Origin of the sequence: Mesorhizobium sp. dw_380, from assembly GCF_018588885.1 — a bacterium.
Lineage (GTDB): Bacteria > Pseudomonadota > Alphaproteobacteria > Rhizobiales > Rhizobiaceae > Mesorhizobium.
In genome coordinates, this window is the sequence record NZ_JAFFIW010000007.1 from 105,751 (window position 1) to 120,550 (window position 14,800).

16 protein-coding genes are annotated in these 14,800 nt (G+C 64.4%); 13 read left to right on the top strand and 3 right to left on the bottom strand.

The annotated features are described in order from the left end of the window. Positions 1 to 71 precede the first annotated feature (71 nt). From pcaD to pobA, 6 genes are all read left to right on the top strand, one after another. The gene (gene pcaD / locus JT360_RS09510; protein WP_214471266.1) at positions 72 to 884 is read left to right on the top strand and encodes a 3-oxoadipate enol-lactonase; all 813 of its coding nucleotides are present in this window, start codon (positions 72 to 74) and stop codon (positions 882 to 884) included. Then, positions 877 to 1,284: a 4-carboxymuconolactone decarboxylase gene (gene pcaC, locus JT360_RS09515; protein ID WP_214471267.1), complete on the top strand. Its 408-nt coding sequence runs from the start codon at positions 877 to 879 to the stop codon at positions 1,282 to 1,284. The genes pcaD and pcaC overlap by 8 nt, the downstream gene beginning before the upstream one ends. Next, on the top strand, positions 1,274 to 2,029 hold the full coding sequence (pcaH, locus tag JT360_RS09520; RefSeq protein WP_214471268.1) for a protocatechuate 3,4-dioxygenase subunit beta: 756 nt from the start codon (positions 1,274 to 1,276) through the stop codon (positions 2,027 to 2,029). The genes pcaC and pcaH overlap by 11 nt, the downstream gene beginning before the upstream one ends. Beyond that, a complete protein-coding gene (gene pcaG / locus JT360_RS09525) occupies positions 2,029 to 2,643 on the top strand; it encodes a protocatechuate 3,4-dioxygenase subunit alpha (protein WP_214471269.1) in 615 nt (204 codons plus the stop codon). The genes pcaH and pcaG overlap by 1 nt, the downstream gene beginning before the upstream one ends. 111 nt (positions 2,644 to 2,754) lie before the next feature. Further along, positions 2,755 to 3,807, top strand: coding sequence for a 3-carboxy-cis,cis-muconate cycloisomerase (locus JT360_RS09530; protein ID WP_214471270.1), 1,053 nt, complete (start codon positions 2,755 to 2,757; stop codon positions 3,805 to 3,807). Beyond that, entirely contained in the window at positions 3,807 to 4,979 is a 1,173-nt protein-coding gene (pobA, locus tag JT360_RS09535) for a 4-hydroxybenzoate 3-monooxygenase (RefSeq protein WP_214471271.1), read from the top strand. The genes JT360_RS09530 and pobA overlap by 1 nt, the downstream gene beginning before the upstream one ends. A gap of 84 nt (positions 4,980 to 5,063) precedes the next feature. Here pobA and JT360_RS09540 read toward each other — a convergent pair whose 3' ends face one another. From JT360_RS09540 to JT360_RS09550, 3 genes are read right to left on the bottom strand one after another with little or no spacing between them, the layout of a single operon-like run. Further along, on the bottom strand, positions 5,064 to 5,927 hold the full coding sequence (locus JT360_RS09540) for a carbohydrate ABC transporter permease (RefSeq protein WP_214471272.1): 864 nt from the start codon (positions 5,925 to 5,927) through the stop codon (positions 5,064 to 5,066). Then, complete coding sequence (locus JT360_RS09545) at positions 5,924 to 6,814, bottom strand: carbohydrate ABC transporter permease (protein ID WP_214471273.1); 891 nt, start codon at positions 6,812 to 6,814, stop codon at positions 5,924 to 5,926. Before JT360_RS09545 ends, JT360_RS09540 begins: the two co-directional genes overlap by 4 nt. Beyond that, entirely contained in the window at positions 6,814 to 8,106 is a 1,293-nt protein-coding gene (locus JT360_RS09550; protein WP_214471274.1) for an ABC transporter substrate-binding protein, read from the bottom strand. The genes JT360_RS09545 and JT360_RS09550 overlap by 1 nt, the downstream gene beginning before the upstream one ends. A gap of 324 nt (positions 8,107 to 8,430) precedes the next feature. On the opposite strand from JT360_RS09550, the gene JT360_RS09555 reads away from it, so the two are divergent. The 7 genes from JT360_RS09555 to JT360_RS09585 are packed head-to-tail and all read left to right on the top strand — an operon-like array spanning position 8,431 to position 14,742. Next, positions 8,431 to 9,702 (top strand): extracellular solute-binding protein, encoded by a 1,272-nt coding sequence (locus tag JT360_RS09555; protein WP_214471275.1) that lies wholly within the window; start codon positions 8,431 to 8,433, stop codon positions 9,700 to 9,702. A gap of 50 nt (positions 9,703 to 9,752) precedes the next feature. After that, a complete protein-coding gene (locus JT360_RS09560; RefSeq protein WP_214471276.1) occupies positions 9,753 to 10,685 on the top strand; it encodes a carbohydrate ABC transporter permease in 933 nt (310 codons plus the stop codon). After that, on the top strand, positions 10,682 to 11,539 hold the full coding sequence (locus JT360_RS09565; RefSeq protein ID WP_214471277.1) for a carbohydrate ABC transporter permease: 858 nt from the start codon (positions 10,682 to 10,684) through the stop codon (positions 11,537 to 11,539). Before JT360_RS09560 ends, JT360_RS09565 begins: the two co-directional genes overlap by 4 nt. Continuing rightward, positions 11,536 to 12,276 (top strand): PIG-L deacetylase family protein, encoded by a 741-nt coding sequence (locus tag JT360_RS09570; RefSeq protein WP_214471278.1) that lies wholly within the window; start codon positions 11,536 to 11,538, stop codon positions 12,274 to 12,276. Before JT360_RS09565 ends, JT360_RS09570 begins: the two co-directional genes overlap by 4 nt. After that, positions 12,273 to 13,148, top strand: coding sequence for an ROK family protein (locus JT360_RS09575; RefSeq protein ID WP_214471279.1), 876 nt, complete (start codon positions 12,273 to 12,275; stop codon positions 13,146 to 13,148). The genes JT360_RS09570 and JT360_RS09575 overlap by 4 nt, the downstream gene beginning before the upstream one ends. Then, positions 13,145 to 13,915, top strand: a complete 771-nt coding sequence (locus JT360_RS09580; protein WP_214471280.1) for a GntR family transcriptional regulator — start codon at positions 13,145 to 13,147, stop codon at positions 13,913 to 13,915. The genes JT360_RS09575 and JT360_RS09580 overlap by 4 nt, the downstream gene beginning before the upstream one ends. 35 nt (positions 13,916 to 13,950) lie before the next feature. Next, positions 13,951 to 14,742: a sugar isomerase domain-containing protein gene (locus JT360_RS09585; protein ID WP_214471281.1), complete on the top strand. Its 792-nt coding sequence runs from the start codon at positions 13,951 to 13,953 to the stop codon at positions 14,740 to 14,742. Positions 14,743 to 14,800: the final 58 nt, after the last annotated feature.

The following is a 14,800-nucleotide window of genomic DNA, read 5'->3' on the forward strand; positions in this document are numbered from 1 at the left end:
ATGAAACGGCGCAAAATATCATTTTACCGAACCAAATGCGGCGTGCAATGTGGAGATGGAGGATCGAAATCGTGCCATTCGTCACCATTGGCGGCATCACGCTGCACCACCGATATATCGAGGCGAGCGGCAAGGCGCCTCCGGTCGTGTTCATCAATTCGCTCGGCACAGATCTGCGGATTTGGGATGATGTCGTTGCGCTTCTGACCGGCGAGATGCCCCTGCTCGTCTACGACAAGCGCGGTCACGGCCTCTCCGACACTGGCAGCGGCGTCCGCTCGATAAACGACCATGTCGACGATCTCTGCGCCCTCATCGACCACTTCGGTTTCGACAAGGTCGTGCTGTTCGGCCTCTCGGTCGGCGGCATGGTTGCGCAAGGCTTCCATATCTGTCATCCGGAGCGCGTCGAGGGCCTGATCCTCAGCGATACCGCCCACAAGATCGGTACCGCCGAAAGCTGGAACAGCCGCATTGCGGTCGTGGAGCGCTATGGCATTGAGGCGATCGCCGATGGCGTGATGAAAGTGTGGTTCACGCCGCATTTCCACGCCGCGCGCCCTGCCGACCTTGCCGGTTGCCGCAACATGCTGATCAGGCAGGCGCTGCCGGGTTACATCGGGACATGCATCGCTGTTCGCGACGCCGACTTCACCGAGAGCGCGCGCCGCATCACTGTGCCGACGCTTTGCGTCGTCGGCGACCAGGATGGCTCGACGCCTCCCGATCTCGTCCGCTCGCTGGCGGATCTGATCCCCGGTGCGCGTTTCGAAATCATCCGCGACGCCGGCCACATTCCTTGCGTCGAACAACCCGAGGCGCTCACCGCGCTGATCCGCGGCTTTGTCGCATCGCTTGCCCCTGGAGCAGAAAACCATGGATGAAGTCCCCGGCAACGCAGCCAGATATCGCACCGGTCTCGCGGTGCGGCGCGCCGTGCTCGGCGACCGCCATGTCGACCGGGCCGAGGTCGCTGCCACCGATTTCGACCAGCCCTTCCAGGAGCTGATCACCGAGGCCGCCTGGGGAACGGTGTGGGCACGGCCGGGATTCAGCAAACGCGAGCGCTCGATCGTCACGCTGGCGCTCTTGGCCGCGCTCGGCCATGATGAGGAGGTCGCCATGCATGTGCGCGCCACCGCCAACACCGGCGCCACGCGCGAGGATATCTGCGAAGCGTTCCTGCATGTCGCCATCTATGCCGGCGTACCGGCCGCCAACCGTGCCTTCAGAATAGCCAAGGACGTGTTTTCGGAAATGGACGGAGCCAACAATGCAAGCTGAGTCCGGCTCGAACCGGGTGCCCGAGACCGGCGCCTTTTTCCAGCGCGACCGGACATGGCACCCGCCAGCGCTGACGCCGAATTACAAGACCTCCGTGCTGCGCTCGCCGCAGAAGGCGCCGCTCGCCTTCGACAACACGCTGTCGGAAATATCCGGCCCTGTCTTCGGTCATGCCATGCTCGGCGAACTCGACGCCGATCTGATCCACAATTTCGCCAGGCCCGGCGAGAGCGCCATCGGCGAGCGCATCATCGTCTATGGACGGGTGCTGGATGAGCGTGGCGTCGGCGTGCCCGGCGCGCTGCTCGAATTCTGGCAGGCCAATGCCGGTGGCCGCTATCGCCATAAGAAAGACGGCTATCTGGCGCCGCTCGATCCGAACTTCGGCGGCTGCGGCCGCACCATATCAGGCGCGGATGGCGGCTATGCCTTTCGCACCGTCAAGCCCGGCCCCTATCCCTGGCCGAACGGGCCGAACGACTGGCGGCCCTCGCACATCCATTTCTCGATCTTCGGCCACGGCTTCGCGCAGCGGCTGATCACGCAGATGTATTTCGAGGGCGACCCGCTGATCTGGCGCTGCCCGATCGCACGCGGCATCCCCGACAAGGCAGCTATCGAAACGCTGATCGCCGCACTCGATATGCAGGCGACGATCCCCTTCGACGCGCGCGCCTACAAGTTCGACATCGTGCTGCGCGGGCGCCGCTCGTCGCTGTTCGAAAACCGGCTGGAGGGCAATTGATGGCCCAGTCGCTCGACCGGCTCAGGGAAAGCCCCTCGCAGACGGCGGGGCCATATGTCCATATCGGACTGACCCCGAATTTCGGCGGCATCGGCGGCGTCTATGCGAGCGACCTTGGCGCGACCATGGTCAACGACAAGACCAAAGGCGAGCGCATCGGTCTCAAAATCCGGGTGCTCGATGGCACCGGCACGCCGCTCAAGGACGCGCTGATCGAGATTTGGCAGGCGGATGCGGATGGGCTCTACAATTCGCCGGCCGAAATGCGCGGTGCCGCCGATCCGAATTTTTTCGGCTGGGGCCGTTGCCCGACCGACATGGAAACCGGCCTCTGCACCTTCGAGACGATCAAGCCCGGCCGCGTGCCTTTTAGGGATGGCCGCTTGATGGCGCCGCACATCACGCTGTGGATCGTCGCGCGCGGCATCAATCTCGGCCTGCACACGCGGCTCTACTTTTCCGACGAGGAAAAGGCCAATGCGCAGGATCCGATCCTGGCGCGCATCGAGCACCGCGTCCGCGTGCCGACGCTGATCGCCGAGCGCCAGGGCGACACCTACATTTTCGACGTCCATCTTCAGGGGGAGAAGGAAACGGTCTTCTTCGACAGCTAAAGCAATTCCAGGAAAAGTGTGAAACGGTTTTCCGTCCGGAATTGCGTCAAAACAAAGTTAGAGCAGTTCGCCGTTTTCCTGAAACGGCGAACTGCTCAGGAGGAGCAGGACATGACCGTATCGCCTTTCGATCATCCGCTGCTCTCCGCGCTCCTTGGCGACGAGGAGGCATCAAGGCATTTTTCCGTCGAGGCGGAAATCGAGGCCATGCTGGCCTTCGAACGAGCGCTGGCGGAAGCGGAGGCCGAAAACGGGATCATCGCCCGGGATGCGGCGGTGGCGATCATGGCGGCTATTGCCGCGTTCCGTCCGGACACGGCCTTGCTCAGGGCCGGCGTCGCCAAGGACGGCGTCATGGTTCCGGAACTGGTGCGCCAGATCAGGGCCGCGGTCGGCGAACCGCATGGCGACAAGGTGCATGTGGGTGCGACCAGCCAGGATGTCATCGACACCGGCCTTGTGCTCCGTCTGAAATCCGTCGTCGAGCATCTCGGGCTGCTGCTGACCGAAACCATCATTCGGCTCGTCTCATTGGAGGAACGCTTCGGGGGCAGGGCGCTGACCGGCATGACGCGCATGCAACCGGCGATCCCTATCCATGTGGCGGATCGCGTGACAGCGTGGCGGGCGCCTCTGCAACGGCATCAGGAGAGATTGTCGGAACAGTCGAGGCGCCTGCTGGTGGTGCAATTCGGCGGCGCAGCCGGCACGCTGGAAAAGCTTGGCGACAAGGGGCCAGCGGTACGCGCGGCGCTTGCGGTCAAACTTGGTCTTGCCGACGCGCCCCAGTGGCACAGTCAGCGCGATGCGCTCGGCGATTTTGCCGGCCTGATGTCCCTGCTGACCGGCAGCCTCGGAAAATTCGGCCAGGACACTGCGCTGATGGCGACGGCGGGCACGGACATCGCGCTTTCAGGCGGTGGCGGCTCGTCGGCCATGCCGCACAAGCAGAACCCGGTGAAGGCCGAAGCGCTGGTGGCGCTTGCCCGCTTCAACGCCACGCAGCTGTCCGGCATGCACCAGGCCCTCGTGCATGAGCAGGAGCGCTCCGGTGCTGCCTGGACGCTGGAATGGCTGTTGCTGCCGCAGATGGCTGTCGCTACCGCCGCTTCGTTGCGCCTTGCCGCCGAACTGGCCGCACAGGTCGAAAGCCTGGGACACTGATGCGCACGCAGGTGGTCATCGTCGGGTCGGGACCATCCGGCCTGCTGCTTGGACAGCTTCTGGCCGGCATCGGTGTCGAGACGGTCATCCTGGAGCGATCCAGTCGCGAGCATGTGCTTGGTCGCGTGCGTGCCGGCGTGCTCGAACAAGGCACCGTCGAATTGCTAGAAGAGGCGGGCGCAGCCACGCGGTTGCATTCCGAGGGACTGCCGCACAGTGGCATCTCGCTTGCCTTCGACGGCCGCCTGCACCGCATCGATCTCGCGGCGCTTACCGGCGGCAAGCATGTCACCGTCTATGGCCAGACCGAAGTGACGCATGATTTGATGGTCAAGCGCGAGGCGGCCGGACTGACCACGGTCTACGAGGCGTCTGATGTCGCGCTGCACGATTTCGACGGCGCGGCACCGTTCGTCACCTATGACAGGGATGGCGTCAACCATCGCATCGATTGCGACTTCATCGCGGGCTGCGATGGCTATCACGGCGTCAGCCGCAAATCGGTGCCGCAAAGCGCACTCAAAACCTTCGAGCGGCACTATCCGTTCGGCTGGCTCGGCGTGCTGGCCGAGGTGCCGCCGGCCGACCATGAACTGGTCTACGCCAATCACGAGCGGGGTTTTGCGCTGTGCTCGATGCGCTCGACGCACCGCAGCCGCTACTATGTGCAGTGCCCCGAGGGCGATCGTGTCGAGGCATGGTCCGACGACCGTTTTTGGGACGAGTTGCGGCGCCGTTTGCCGGAACGGACGGCGGCGAGCGTCACCACCGGGCCATCCTTCGAAAAGTCGATCGCGCCATTGCGCTCCTTCGTTGCCGAACCGATGCGCTTTGGCCGGCTGTTCCTGGTCGGCGACGCCGCCCACATCGTGCCGCCGACCGGCGCCAAGGGTCTCAACCTCGCCGCCAGCGATGTGCGCTATCTCTTCGCGGGTTTGCGCGACTTCTACGCCGAGAAATCGCAAGCGGGCATCGACGCTTATTCACAAAAGGCGTTGGCGCGGGTCTGGAAGGCGGTGCGTTTTTCCTGGTGGATGACGACGATGCTGCACCGCTTCCCCGATACCGGCGAGTTCGGCCAGCGCATCCAGGAGGCCGAACTCGACTACCTCGTGCACTCACGCGCCGCATCGACCGCGCTGGCCGAGAACTATGTCGGGCTGCCTTATTAAGGGCTCTTCGCCTTACGCAATTCCCAAGGGAAAACGCTATACGTTTTTCCCGGGAAAACCGCCCTACACTTTCCTGGAATTGCTCTATCCCTTGATCGCGGAGCCGACGATGGAATCGACGAAGAAGCGCTGCAGCAGGACGAACAGGATGAGCGGCGGCAGCACGGCAAGCGTGGCGCCCGCCATCACCAACCCGGTGTTGACCGCGCCCCTGTTGTAGCTGAGCAGCCGGCTGAGGCTGATGACGATCGGATAGGCGTCGGCATTGCCCTGCAGCACGGTCAGCGGCCACAGATAGCTGTTCCAGTGGTAGACGAAGGCGAACAGGGCCAGCGCTGCGATCGCCGGGGCAACGCTGGGCGCCACGATCTTGTAGAGGATCAGCAGTTCCGAGGCGCCGTCCATGCGCGCGGCATCGATCAAATCGTCGGGTACGCCTGATATGAACTGGCGCATCAGGAAGATGCCGAAAGCATTGGCGAGGTTGGGCACGATGATGCCGGCCAGGCTGGCATTGAGGCCGATCGAGCCGACGAGGCGATAGAGCGGGATCAGCGTCACGATCGGCGGCAGGAACATGGTGGCGATCAGCACGGAAAACAAAAGCGAGCGGCCAGGGAAATGGTATTTGGCGAAGGCATAGCCGGCCATCATGCTGGTGACGAGGATGCCGGCGGTGGTGATCGAGGCGATGACCAACGAGTTCCACATCGAGCGGCCGACATTGACCACGCCGGAGACTTTTTCATAGGCGTCCAGGCTGGGCGCACGCGGTATCCACACCGGCGGCACCTGCATGCTCTCGGCCGGCGTCTTGAGGCTCGACAGCACCATCCATACCAGCGGAAAGGCCGACGTCACGGCGACGGCCAGCATCAGTGTCGCCAGCAGCGCCTCGCGGCGTGACGGACAATTGCGCGGCAACCGGCTCGACGATCCCGCGCTCATTCGACGTCCTTCCGGTTGGCAAGAGCGAACAGCGCGCAGACCACGACGATCAGCGACAGCATCAGCATCACCGCCATGGCCGAACCCAGCCCGCCCTGCGCGCGCTCGATGCCGACGCGGCGGATGTGGTAGGTCAAGACATTGGTCGAGCCGACCGGCCCGCCCTGCGTGATCAGTGCCACCGGCTCGAACACCTGCACCGCGTTGATGATGGCGATGACGGCGCTGAACAACAGCGTGCGCCGCATCAAGGGCAGGGTGATGAAACGGAACTGCTCGAACCGGCTGGCGCCGTCGAGCTTTGCCGCCTCGTAAAGGCTGCCGGAGATCTGCGTCAGCCCGGCGATCGCCAGCACGGTGAAATAACCGACCTGCTGCCAGACATTGAGGAAGACGATCGAGATCAGCGCCGAGCGCGGCGATGACAGCCAGGGCTGCGGGCCGATGCCGAACAGGCCGAGCATCTGGTTGAGCGGCCCTTCGCTCGGCGAATAGAGCTTCGACCAGACCAGCGCCACCGCGATCATCGGCACCATGTAGGTCGAAAACAGCACCGTCCGCAGCGCCGTGCCGCCGGCCACGTCATGCTGGTAGACCATCAGGCCAAAGGCCACCGACAGCGGCAGGATGAGGATGACGGACAGCGCGGTGTAGATGACGGTGTTGGTGAGCGCGCCCTTGAAGTCGCGCCCGACCGAGGTCGGCCCAAAGATCTCGCGGAAATTGTCGAGGCCGATGAAGCTGGCGCTGGAAAACGGCGTCTGCGTCGACCAGTCCTGGAAGGACAGCCAGATGGTAAGCAGCATCGGCAACAGGATGAAGATGCCGATCAGCGTCACGGCGGGCGCCAGCATGATGCCCGCCGAGGCACGGTACCTCTGAATCATTATTTGGCGGCGCGCTCCAGGATCGAGGTGGCGTCGGCCTGCGCCGTCGCCTGCGCATCCTTGGCCGAGACCTGGCCATACTGCAACGCCTCGAGCGTCTGCTGCAGGGATTCGCTGAATTCCTGTCCGCCGGGCACCACCGGGAATGGCTTGGCGTCGGCGAGCACGCTGACGTAACCGGACAGGAACTCCGAACCGAGCTTGTCCTTGTGCGCTTCGATGTCGGAGATGCGCGAGGGCAGGATGCCCATCGACATCAAGATATCGGACATCGCCGAGGCGCCGTTCTTGCCGGACTTCGGATTGTTCAGCCAGGCGAGGAAATCCCACGCCGCCTTCTGCTCGGCCGCGCCGGCATTGGCGTCGACGACGGTCATCCAGGAATAGGAGATCGAATGCGGCTTGTCGCCGCTCGGCCCGACCGGGATAGGTGCCGTGGCGATGTCAGCGAATCTGTCGCCCATGCCGGTCTTCAGCGCGCTTTCCCACCAGTTGGCCATGATGATCATGCCGGTCTTGCCGGAGACGAAATTGTCGAGGAAGGGACCGGTTGTGTTGGCGTCGGCCGTCGCCATGGCGGGAACGCTGGCGCCCGACTTGATCAGATCCTCGTAGAGCTGGAAGGTCTCTGCCGTCTGCGGGCTGTCCAGCGCCGGCTTGCCGTCCTTGACCAGCTCGCCGCCATTGGAGACCAGCAGCGAGGCGAAGGGGTGAACGACGCCGGCCGCCCAGGAATTGATCATGCCGAAACCTTGCCGGCCGGCATCCTTGTTGGTCAGCTTCTTCGCCGCCTCCTTGAATTCGTTCCAGGTCTTGGGCGCTGCCGCAATGCCGGCCTGCTTGAACAGCGCCTTGTTGTAGTTCAGCGCGTAGACGTCGATCTCGTTGGGGATGCCGTAGAGCTTGCCGCCGACCGACGCCGCACTGGTGACGCCCGCCGGCCATGCGCCCTTGACCTCGTTGGCCACCGCATCGGGAGCAGGTGCGACCAGCTTGTCCCGCGCCAACTCGGGCAGCCAGAGATCATAGATGCCACCGATCGTCGGCCCGTCAGAACCGCCACCCTGGGAGCGCAGCGTGGTCAGGAGATCGCCGAACGGAACGGCGCGCACGGTGACGCTGACATCCGGATTGGTCTTCGCATAATCCTTGGCCGCCGCTTCCAGCAGCGCGACCGTCTCCGGCGACCAATGCGTGAGATACGAGATATTGACCGATTGCGCCCAGCCGGTGGCGGGCAGAATGGCCAGGCTCGCGGCCAGTGCCAGTTTCGAAGTCCAGGCCAGAGACATCCTCATCCTCCCACACAGGCATAACGATCACGATGACGTTATGACAACATGAAGCGATGGCGCAAGGGCCTGTTGCGAAAAAGATGCGTGTGAGCCCGGCTTCGATTTCTTGGCGTGCCATTGCGGAGAATTTTATTGATATAAAACAACACATTATAGCAAATCTCACGCCGGAAGGCCCTCTTCGTTCCGTTCCGGAGGCGTGCCAGACCTCTTGCGAATGCTGCTATGTCGTTATAATGACTTTCCCTTGAGCCAATGACTCTCTCGCGGCATCGGAACGCCGCGAAACGCCAAAGAACTGAGAACAATGGGAGACTGGCAATGAGCATGCTTTCAATTCACCGGCGCGCCGCCCTTGGGCTTATCGGCGGCCTTGCCGCAGCTTGCGCCGGCGTCTTCACCATCCTCCCGGCGAGAGCCGACAGCACGGTGACGCTGTGGAGCTGGCGCACCGAGGACGAGGCCGCGATGCGCCGCATCTTCGATGCCTTCGAGGCGAAGAACCCCGGCATCAAGGTCAACATTCAGTTCACGCCTGACGCCGACTATCAGAACCGGCTGAGCACGGCGCTGCGCGGCGGCCGCGGGCCCGATATCGCCCAGCTCAAGGCCTATGGCGAATTGCAGCCTTTCGTCGAAGCCGGCTATCTCGATGCGCTGGACGACAGCGTGCCGGAGCTGAAGAAGATGCCGGACGCGGCGCTCGGCGGCGCGCGCGGCCGCACCGACGGCAAGCTCTATGGTGTGCCCTATTCAGTGCCGATGATGGGCGTCTTCTACAACAAGGACATCTTCTCGGCCCAAGGCATCGACATCCCCAGGACTTACAAGGATTTCGTCGCCGCCTGCGAGAAGCTGAAGGCAGCCGGCATCACGCCGATCGCCACCGGCGGCGCCAATGGCTCGGCCTGGGAACTGGAGATCGGCGTCGGTGTCATTGGCCCGACCGTCTACGGTCCGGGCTTCTACGACGAGATGATGACCGGCAAGGCGACCTTCGAGGATCCCCGCTATGTCGCGGCGCTGAAGCGCTTCGCCGAGCTGAAACCCTATTTCCCCGACGGCTTCGCCGGCATCGACTACACCACCGCCACGCAGCAATTCATCGGCGGCAAGGCGGCGATGTTCCTTGGCGGCTCGTTCGAGAATGGCAGCTTCAAGTCGCAGAACCCGAAGCTGAAATTCTCGATCTTCCCGTTCCCCGCCGATGATGCCGGGGCAAAGCTCTACACCTCGGCTTTTTCGGACGGCTCCTACGGCCTCGTCTCCGAAAGCGCCAACAAGGAGGCCGCCACCAAGGTGCTAGGGTTCATGGCCTCGGCGCAATTCGCGCAGATGTTCGCCGACGAACTCGGCTGGCCGCCGGCGCGCACCGACATCACGGTGAAGGATCCGGTGCTGGCTGAGATGATGGAGATGTCGAAGAATTCGATGCCCTATCTGACGCTGGTCGGCTTCCGCTGGCAGTCGCCGACGGCGTCTTCGGTCCTGCAGTCGGAGATCATCGACATGGTCGAAGGCAACATCGCGCCGGAAAAGCTCGCCGCCGACATGCAGGCCGCCGTCGCCACCTGGTTCAAGCCGAAGCAGTAGGAGCGAGCCGGCCGCATCGCGGCCGGCCTCTCGTCCGGACAGAACAGCGCATGACCACCCTTCGCCGCAGAAGCAGCCTTCGAAGCACGCAGCAGCGCATGGCCGTGCTGTTCATCCTGCCGGCGCTGGCGGTCTATGCCCTGTTCGTCCTCTATCCCCTGGCGATGTCGCTGTGGGGCAGCTTCTTCATCTGGAAGGGGCTGCGCATGGTCGAGTTCGCCGGCCTTTCGAATTTCAGCCGCCTGTTTGTCTTTCCCAGTGGGGCGCGGCTCTACGGCGCGCTCTGGCACAACACCGCCTGGTTCTTCGGCATCATGGTCTTCCAGAACGGAATCGGCCTGCTGTTTGCCTGGCTGCTTTTCCTGCGTGACAAGGGCGCTGCCTTCTTCCAATCGGTGTTTTTCTTTCCGGCGATGCTGAGCCCGGTCATCGTCGGTGCCTTGTGGCGGCTGCTGCTGGCCCCGGGCGGTGTGATTGAATGGGCTCTCAACGGGCTCGGCCTGCACCAGGGCAGTCTCACGGTGCTCGGCAACAGCCATATCGCGCTCGCCACGCTGATCGCCGTCGACGCCTGGAACTGGATGGGCCTGCCGGTGCTGATCTACACCGCAGGTCTCAGGCAGATATCCGGCCAGATCTTCGAGGCGGCGAAACTCGACGGCGCCGGCAGTGCACGCATGCTGTTTTCGGTCGCGCTGCCGCTGTTGATGCCGGCACTCGGCACGCTGACGACGCTGTCGTTCATCAACACCTTCAACCAGTTCGACATCGTCTATGTGATGCAGGGCGTGCAGGGCAATCCTAGCTATTCGACCGACACGCTGGTGACCTATTTCTACCGGCTGGCCTTCGGCGCGGAGGGCGCCGTCGGCATCACCGATATCGGCCTGGCATTGGCGCTGGGCACCATGCTGTTCCTGATCCTCGGCACCGGCACGCTGATGATGCTGCGCTTCTTCGACCGCCGCACGGTGCAGCTATGAGCGCGCTGGCGATCTCGCAGGGGCCGGCCCTCTCGCGCCAGCTTGCGCGGCTGCCAGGCTGGGCGGTGCTGTCGGTGTGGACGGCGGCCGTGTTGCTGCCGCTCTACATCCTGGTCGTCTCCTGCTTCAAGACCACGGCCGAGATCTACGATAACCGGCTCGGCCTGCCGCAAAGCTTTGCCTTCGATAATTTCGTCAGCGCCTGGACGCGTGCCAATCTCGGTCAGAATTTTGTCAACAGCCTGATCGTCACCGGCGGCGCGGTCATCCTCACCATCGTCGTTTCGGCCATGGCCGCCTATCCGCTCAGCCGCTACAAGCTCGGCTGGAACGCCATCATGCTCGGCCTGTTCCTGTCGGGCATCATGCTGCCGATCCGGCTTGCCTCGGTCGAGCTGTTCACGCTGATGCGCAATCTCGGCCTCCTCGATTCGCTGACCGGGCTGATCCTCGTCTATTCGGCGATCCGCATTCCCTTCGCCGTCTTCATCTTCGCCAATTTCATGCGCGTGCTGCCTTCCGAACTCGACGAGGCGGCGCGCATGGACGGCGCCGGCGAGGCCCGCATCCTGTTCCAGATCATCCTGCCGATGGTGAAGCCGGCGGTGTCGATCGTCGCCATCTTCACGGCGATCGCGGTGTGGAACGACTTCTTCTTCCCGCTGATCTTCATCTTCGACGACCGCTACAAGACCGTGCCGCTGGCGATCAGCGTCTTCGTCGGGCAATTCCGCACCGATTGGGGCCTGGTGTTCGCCTCGCTGGCGATCTCCATGGCACCCATCCTGATCATGTATTGTCTGCTCGCCCGCCAGATTCGCGAAGGCGTCGGCGCCGGAGGAGGCATGAAATGATCGAGGACAGGATCTACGCCGCGCACTCCATCCTGGTCGTCGGGGCGCACGCCTTCGATGCCGAGGTGATCGCCGGGCCGCTGGCGGCGGCTGCCGTGAAGCGCGGTGCTTCGGTGACCTTCCTGCATCTGACCATGGGCGAACAGGGCCATCCCTGCCTCTTACCCGAGCACTATTGCGCTCAGAAGGAAGAGGAGGCGGGCAGGGCGGCTGCCCGGCTCGGCGTCACGGTACGCAGCCTTGGCCTGCGCGACGCCTTCCTGCCTTCCGATGACGAGACGGCGCTGAAAGTGTGCGACGTCATTCGCGAGCTCAAACCCGAGATCGTCATCACCCATTGGCACGGCAGCTGGCACAAGGACCATCGCGCCGCCGCCCATCTGACGCAGACCGGGATCTTCTACGCGGCTCTGCCTACTGTCGTGCGCGACCACGCCGCTCACACGCCGCAGCTGCTTTTGTTCGGCGAGAACTGGGAGGATGACGACGGCTTTCGCCCCGAACATCTCGTCGATGTCAGCGACGGCTTCGACGCCTGGAGCGAAGCGGTCAAGGAATACGAACTGGCGCGCGGGCTGAGCAGCTTTCCCTATGTCGATTATTACAGCGCACTCTACCGCCTGCGCGGCTGCCTGCGCGGCACGCGCCATGCGCAGGCTTTCGCGGCGGCGTCGCATTCGTGGAATGCCGGCAGCGGCCTGTTTGCGCCGCCGGCCCGCGGAGGGCGCGGCCGATGACGCGGGTTCTCGCCATCGATCTCGGCGGCACCAATCTGCGCGCCGCCATCCATACCGGCGACGTCAGCGCGTTGGAGATGCTGAGCCGCGAGCCGGCGCCGACAAGCCTCGATGCCCTGGTTGCCCGCGTCCGGGCGCTGTGCGCCGAGGCCGGATCGGTCGAGGCGCTCGGCATTGCCGTCCCCGGGCTGGTGGAGGGCCCGGTCTGCCGCTGGATTCCGAACCTGCCTTTTCTCGACGGCGTTGACCTCCAGGCCTTGTTTCCGGACCTGCGCATCGCGCTCGGCAACGATGCGCAGATCGCGCTTTTGGCGGAAGCCGCCGAAGGCAGCGCCAAGGGCATGTCGGATGCGATCCTGCTGGCCATCGGCACCGGCATCGGTTCCGCCGTGCTCGCCAATGGCCGTATCGTCGCCGGCGCGCATGGCGGCGCCTGCTCGTTCGGCTGGGCCTGCGCCGACATCAAGGATCATGGCGGGGAGCGCAGCGGCTGGCTGGAGCGTGTTGCCTCCGGCCGGGCGCTCGATGCGCTTGCCGGCCAGATCGGGTTGGCCGATGGCCGTGCGCTGATTGCCGCTGCCCAGGCAGGCGAGCTGGCCGCGCAGACCCTGCTTGAAGTGCCGGCGCGCCAGCTCGGCACAGCACTTGCCGGCGCCGTCGCGCTGCTCGATCCGCAGGCGGTGCTGATTTCTGGCGGACTGGCCGAGGCGCTGGACGTGATAAGGCCGCCGCTGCTCGCGGCGCTGCGCCGCCAGCTGCCGTCGCATCTGCGCGGCGTCGAGATTCAGCCCGGCCAGTTCGGGCCGGGTGCTGGTCTCGTCGGTGCGGCGCTGGCCGGAGCCGCGGGGCAAGAGTGGAGACAGGTGCGATGAGCGAAGCGAGCTTTCAGCAGCCGGACCGCAGACGGCCGGAACCGCTCTGGTACCAGGTCGAGGAGGCGATCCGCGCCATCGTCAAGAGCGGCGAATGGGCGACGGGCGATCAGATCCCGGCCGAGGACAAGCTGTGCGCTTTATTTGGCGTCAGCCGCATCACGCTGCGCCATGCCTTGCGTAACCTGGAGGAAGGCGGGCTGCTGCGCCGCGAACACGGCCGCGGCACCTTCGTGCGCTCCACCACACTTGTCGCCGGCACCCGCGAACTGACCAGCTTCACCCAGGAAATGGGCAATATGGGCGTGGTCGCCGGCTCGCGCCTGCTCGATTGTAGCCTGACCACGGCCAACGCCTCTGCTGCCGGCGCGCTGGAGATCGAGGAAGGCGATCCCGTGGTGCGCATCAGGCGCTTGCGGCTTGGCAACAACGAGCCGATCGGTATCCAGACGGCGCAGCTTGCGGCGGCACGCGTGCCGGGCTTCCTCGATGCCGGCCTGCTGCAGGGGTCCCTCTACGAGGCGCTGGAACGCCATTACGGCATCGTGCCGGTGGCCGCGCGCGAAAACTACCGCGTCGGTGCGGTGGGTGCGGCGGACGCCGAACTGCTTGATCTGCCCGCCGGCAGTCCAGCATTTGTAGTCGAACGCATCACCACCGACGAGCGCGGTCCGTTCGAGTTCACCGTCTCGATCATGCGGGGCGACCGCTACGAAATCCGCTCGACGCTGCGCGCCGGGCGTGTCCCGTCAACCCCAAGAAGCTGATCCATCCAAAGCCGACACAGAACAGGAGTACCCACGTGTCCGATCTCTATATCCACCGTCTCACCGCCCTCATCGACCAGGCAGCGAAAACCAACGAAGAAGCCTTCGGCCAGGCCGCCAGCCGCTTTGCCGATACGCTCGAGGGCGGCGGGCTGGTGCATCTCTACGGCTCGGGCCATTCGGTGCTGCCGGTGCAGGAAGTGTTCCCGCGCTACGGCAGCTATGTCGGTTTCAACCCGCTGACCGACCCGCGCGTGATGTGGCACAACGTGCTCGGCGCCGGCGGCGTGCGCGAGCTGCTGTGGCTGGAGCGGACCGAGAAATACGCCGAGAAATTCCTCGACCACCAACCTTTGAACAAGGGCGACTCGATCATCATCTTCGGCCATAGCGGCCGCAATTCGTCCGGCATCGACACCGCGCTTTATGCCAAGAAGCGCGGCATCTTCGTCGTCGCGGTGACCAGCAAGAACAACCTCGACAAGCCGGCAACGCACTCCTCCGGCAAGCGCCTGGCCGATGCCGCGGACCTCGTCATCGACACCTGCTCGCCGATCGAGGATGCGATCGTTCCGGTCGAAGGCTGGAGCCGTCCGGTCTCGGGCTCGTCCACCGTGCTCGCCATGATCCTGGCGCATGAGCTGATAGCCCGCACCGCCGAGCAGCTGGCGAAGCGCGGCATCGAACTTCCGGTCTTCGCCTCGCCGACAATCGCCGGCGTGACGCTGCACGACACCGATGTCATCTACGGTGTCTACCGCGAACGCATGCTGGAAGCGCAGAAGAAGCACCTGCCGACCTTCCAGGCGACGATGCGTGGCGAGTGATGTTCGGGATGGGAGGTGCCACCCGCGCCTCCCGATTGCCGGTTGCTACCGGCCGAGC

Bases quoted from the DNA above. Each gene is read 5' to 3' on its own strand.
- pcaH (WP_214471268.1), top strand. From the start codon at position 1,274: ATGCAAGCTGAGTCCGGCTCGAACCGGGTGCCCGAGACCGGCGCCTTT.
- JT360_RS09530 (WP_214471270.1), top strand. From the start codon at position 2,755: ATGACCGTATCGCCTTTCGATCATCCGCTGCTCTCCGCGCTCCTTGGC.
- JT360_RS09560 (WP_214471276.1), top strand. From the start codon at position 9,753: ATGACCACCCTTCGCCGCAGAAGCAGCCTTCGAAGCACGCAGCAGCGC.
- JT360_RS09555 (WP_214471275.1), top strand. From the start codon at position 8,431: ATGAGCATGCTTTCAATTCACCGGCGCGCCGCCCTTGGGCTTATCGGC.
- JT360_RS09570 (WP_214471278.1), top strand. From the start codon at position 11,536: ATGATCGAGGACAGGATCTACGCCGCGCACTCCATCCTGGTCGTCGGG.
- JT360_RS09565 (WP_214471277.1), top strand. From the start codon at position 10,682: ATGAGCGCGCTGGCGATCTCGCAGGGGCCGGCCCTCTCGCGCCAGCTT.
- JT360_RS09550 (WP_214471274.1), bottom strand. From the start codon at position 8,106: ATGTCTCTGGCCTGGACTTCGAAACTGGCACTGGCCGCGAGCCTGGCC.
- pcaC (WP_214471267.1), top strand. From the start codon at position 877: ATGGATGAAGTCCCCGGCAACGCAGCCAGATATCGCACCGGTCTCGCG.
- JT360_RS09575 (WP_214471279.1), top strand. From the start codon at position 12,273: ATGACGCGGGTTCTCGCCATCGATCTCGGCGGCACCAATCTGCGCGCC.
- JT360_RS09580 (WP_214471280.1), top strand. From the start codon at position 13,145: ATGAGCGAAGCGAGCTTTCAGCAGCCGGACCGCAGACGGCCGGAACCG.
- pcaG (WP_214471269.1), top strand. From the start codon at position 2,029: ATGGCCCAGTCGCTCGACCGGCTCAGGGAAAGCCCCTCGCAGACGGCG.
- JT360_RS09540 (WP_214471272.1), bottom strand. From the start codon at position 5,927: ATGAGCGCGGGATCGTCGAGCCGGTTGCCGCGCAATTGTCCGTCACGC.
- pobA (WP_214471271.1), top strand. From the start codon at position 3,807: ATGCGCACGCAGGTGGTCATCGTCGGGTCGGGACCATCCGGCCTGCTG.
- JT360_RS09545 (WP_214471273.1), bottom strand. From the start codon at position 6,814: ATGATTCAGAGGTACCGTGCCTCGGCGGGCATCATGCTGGCGCCCGCC.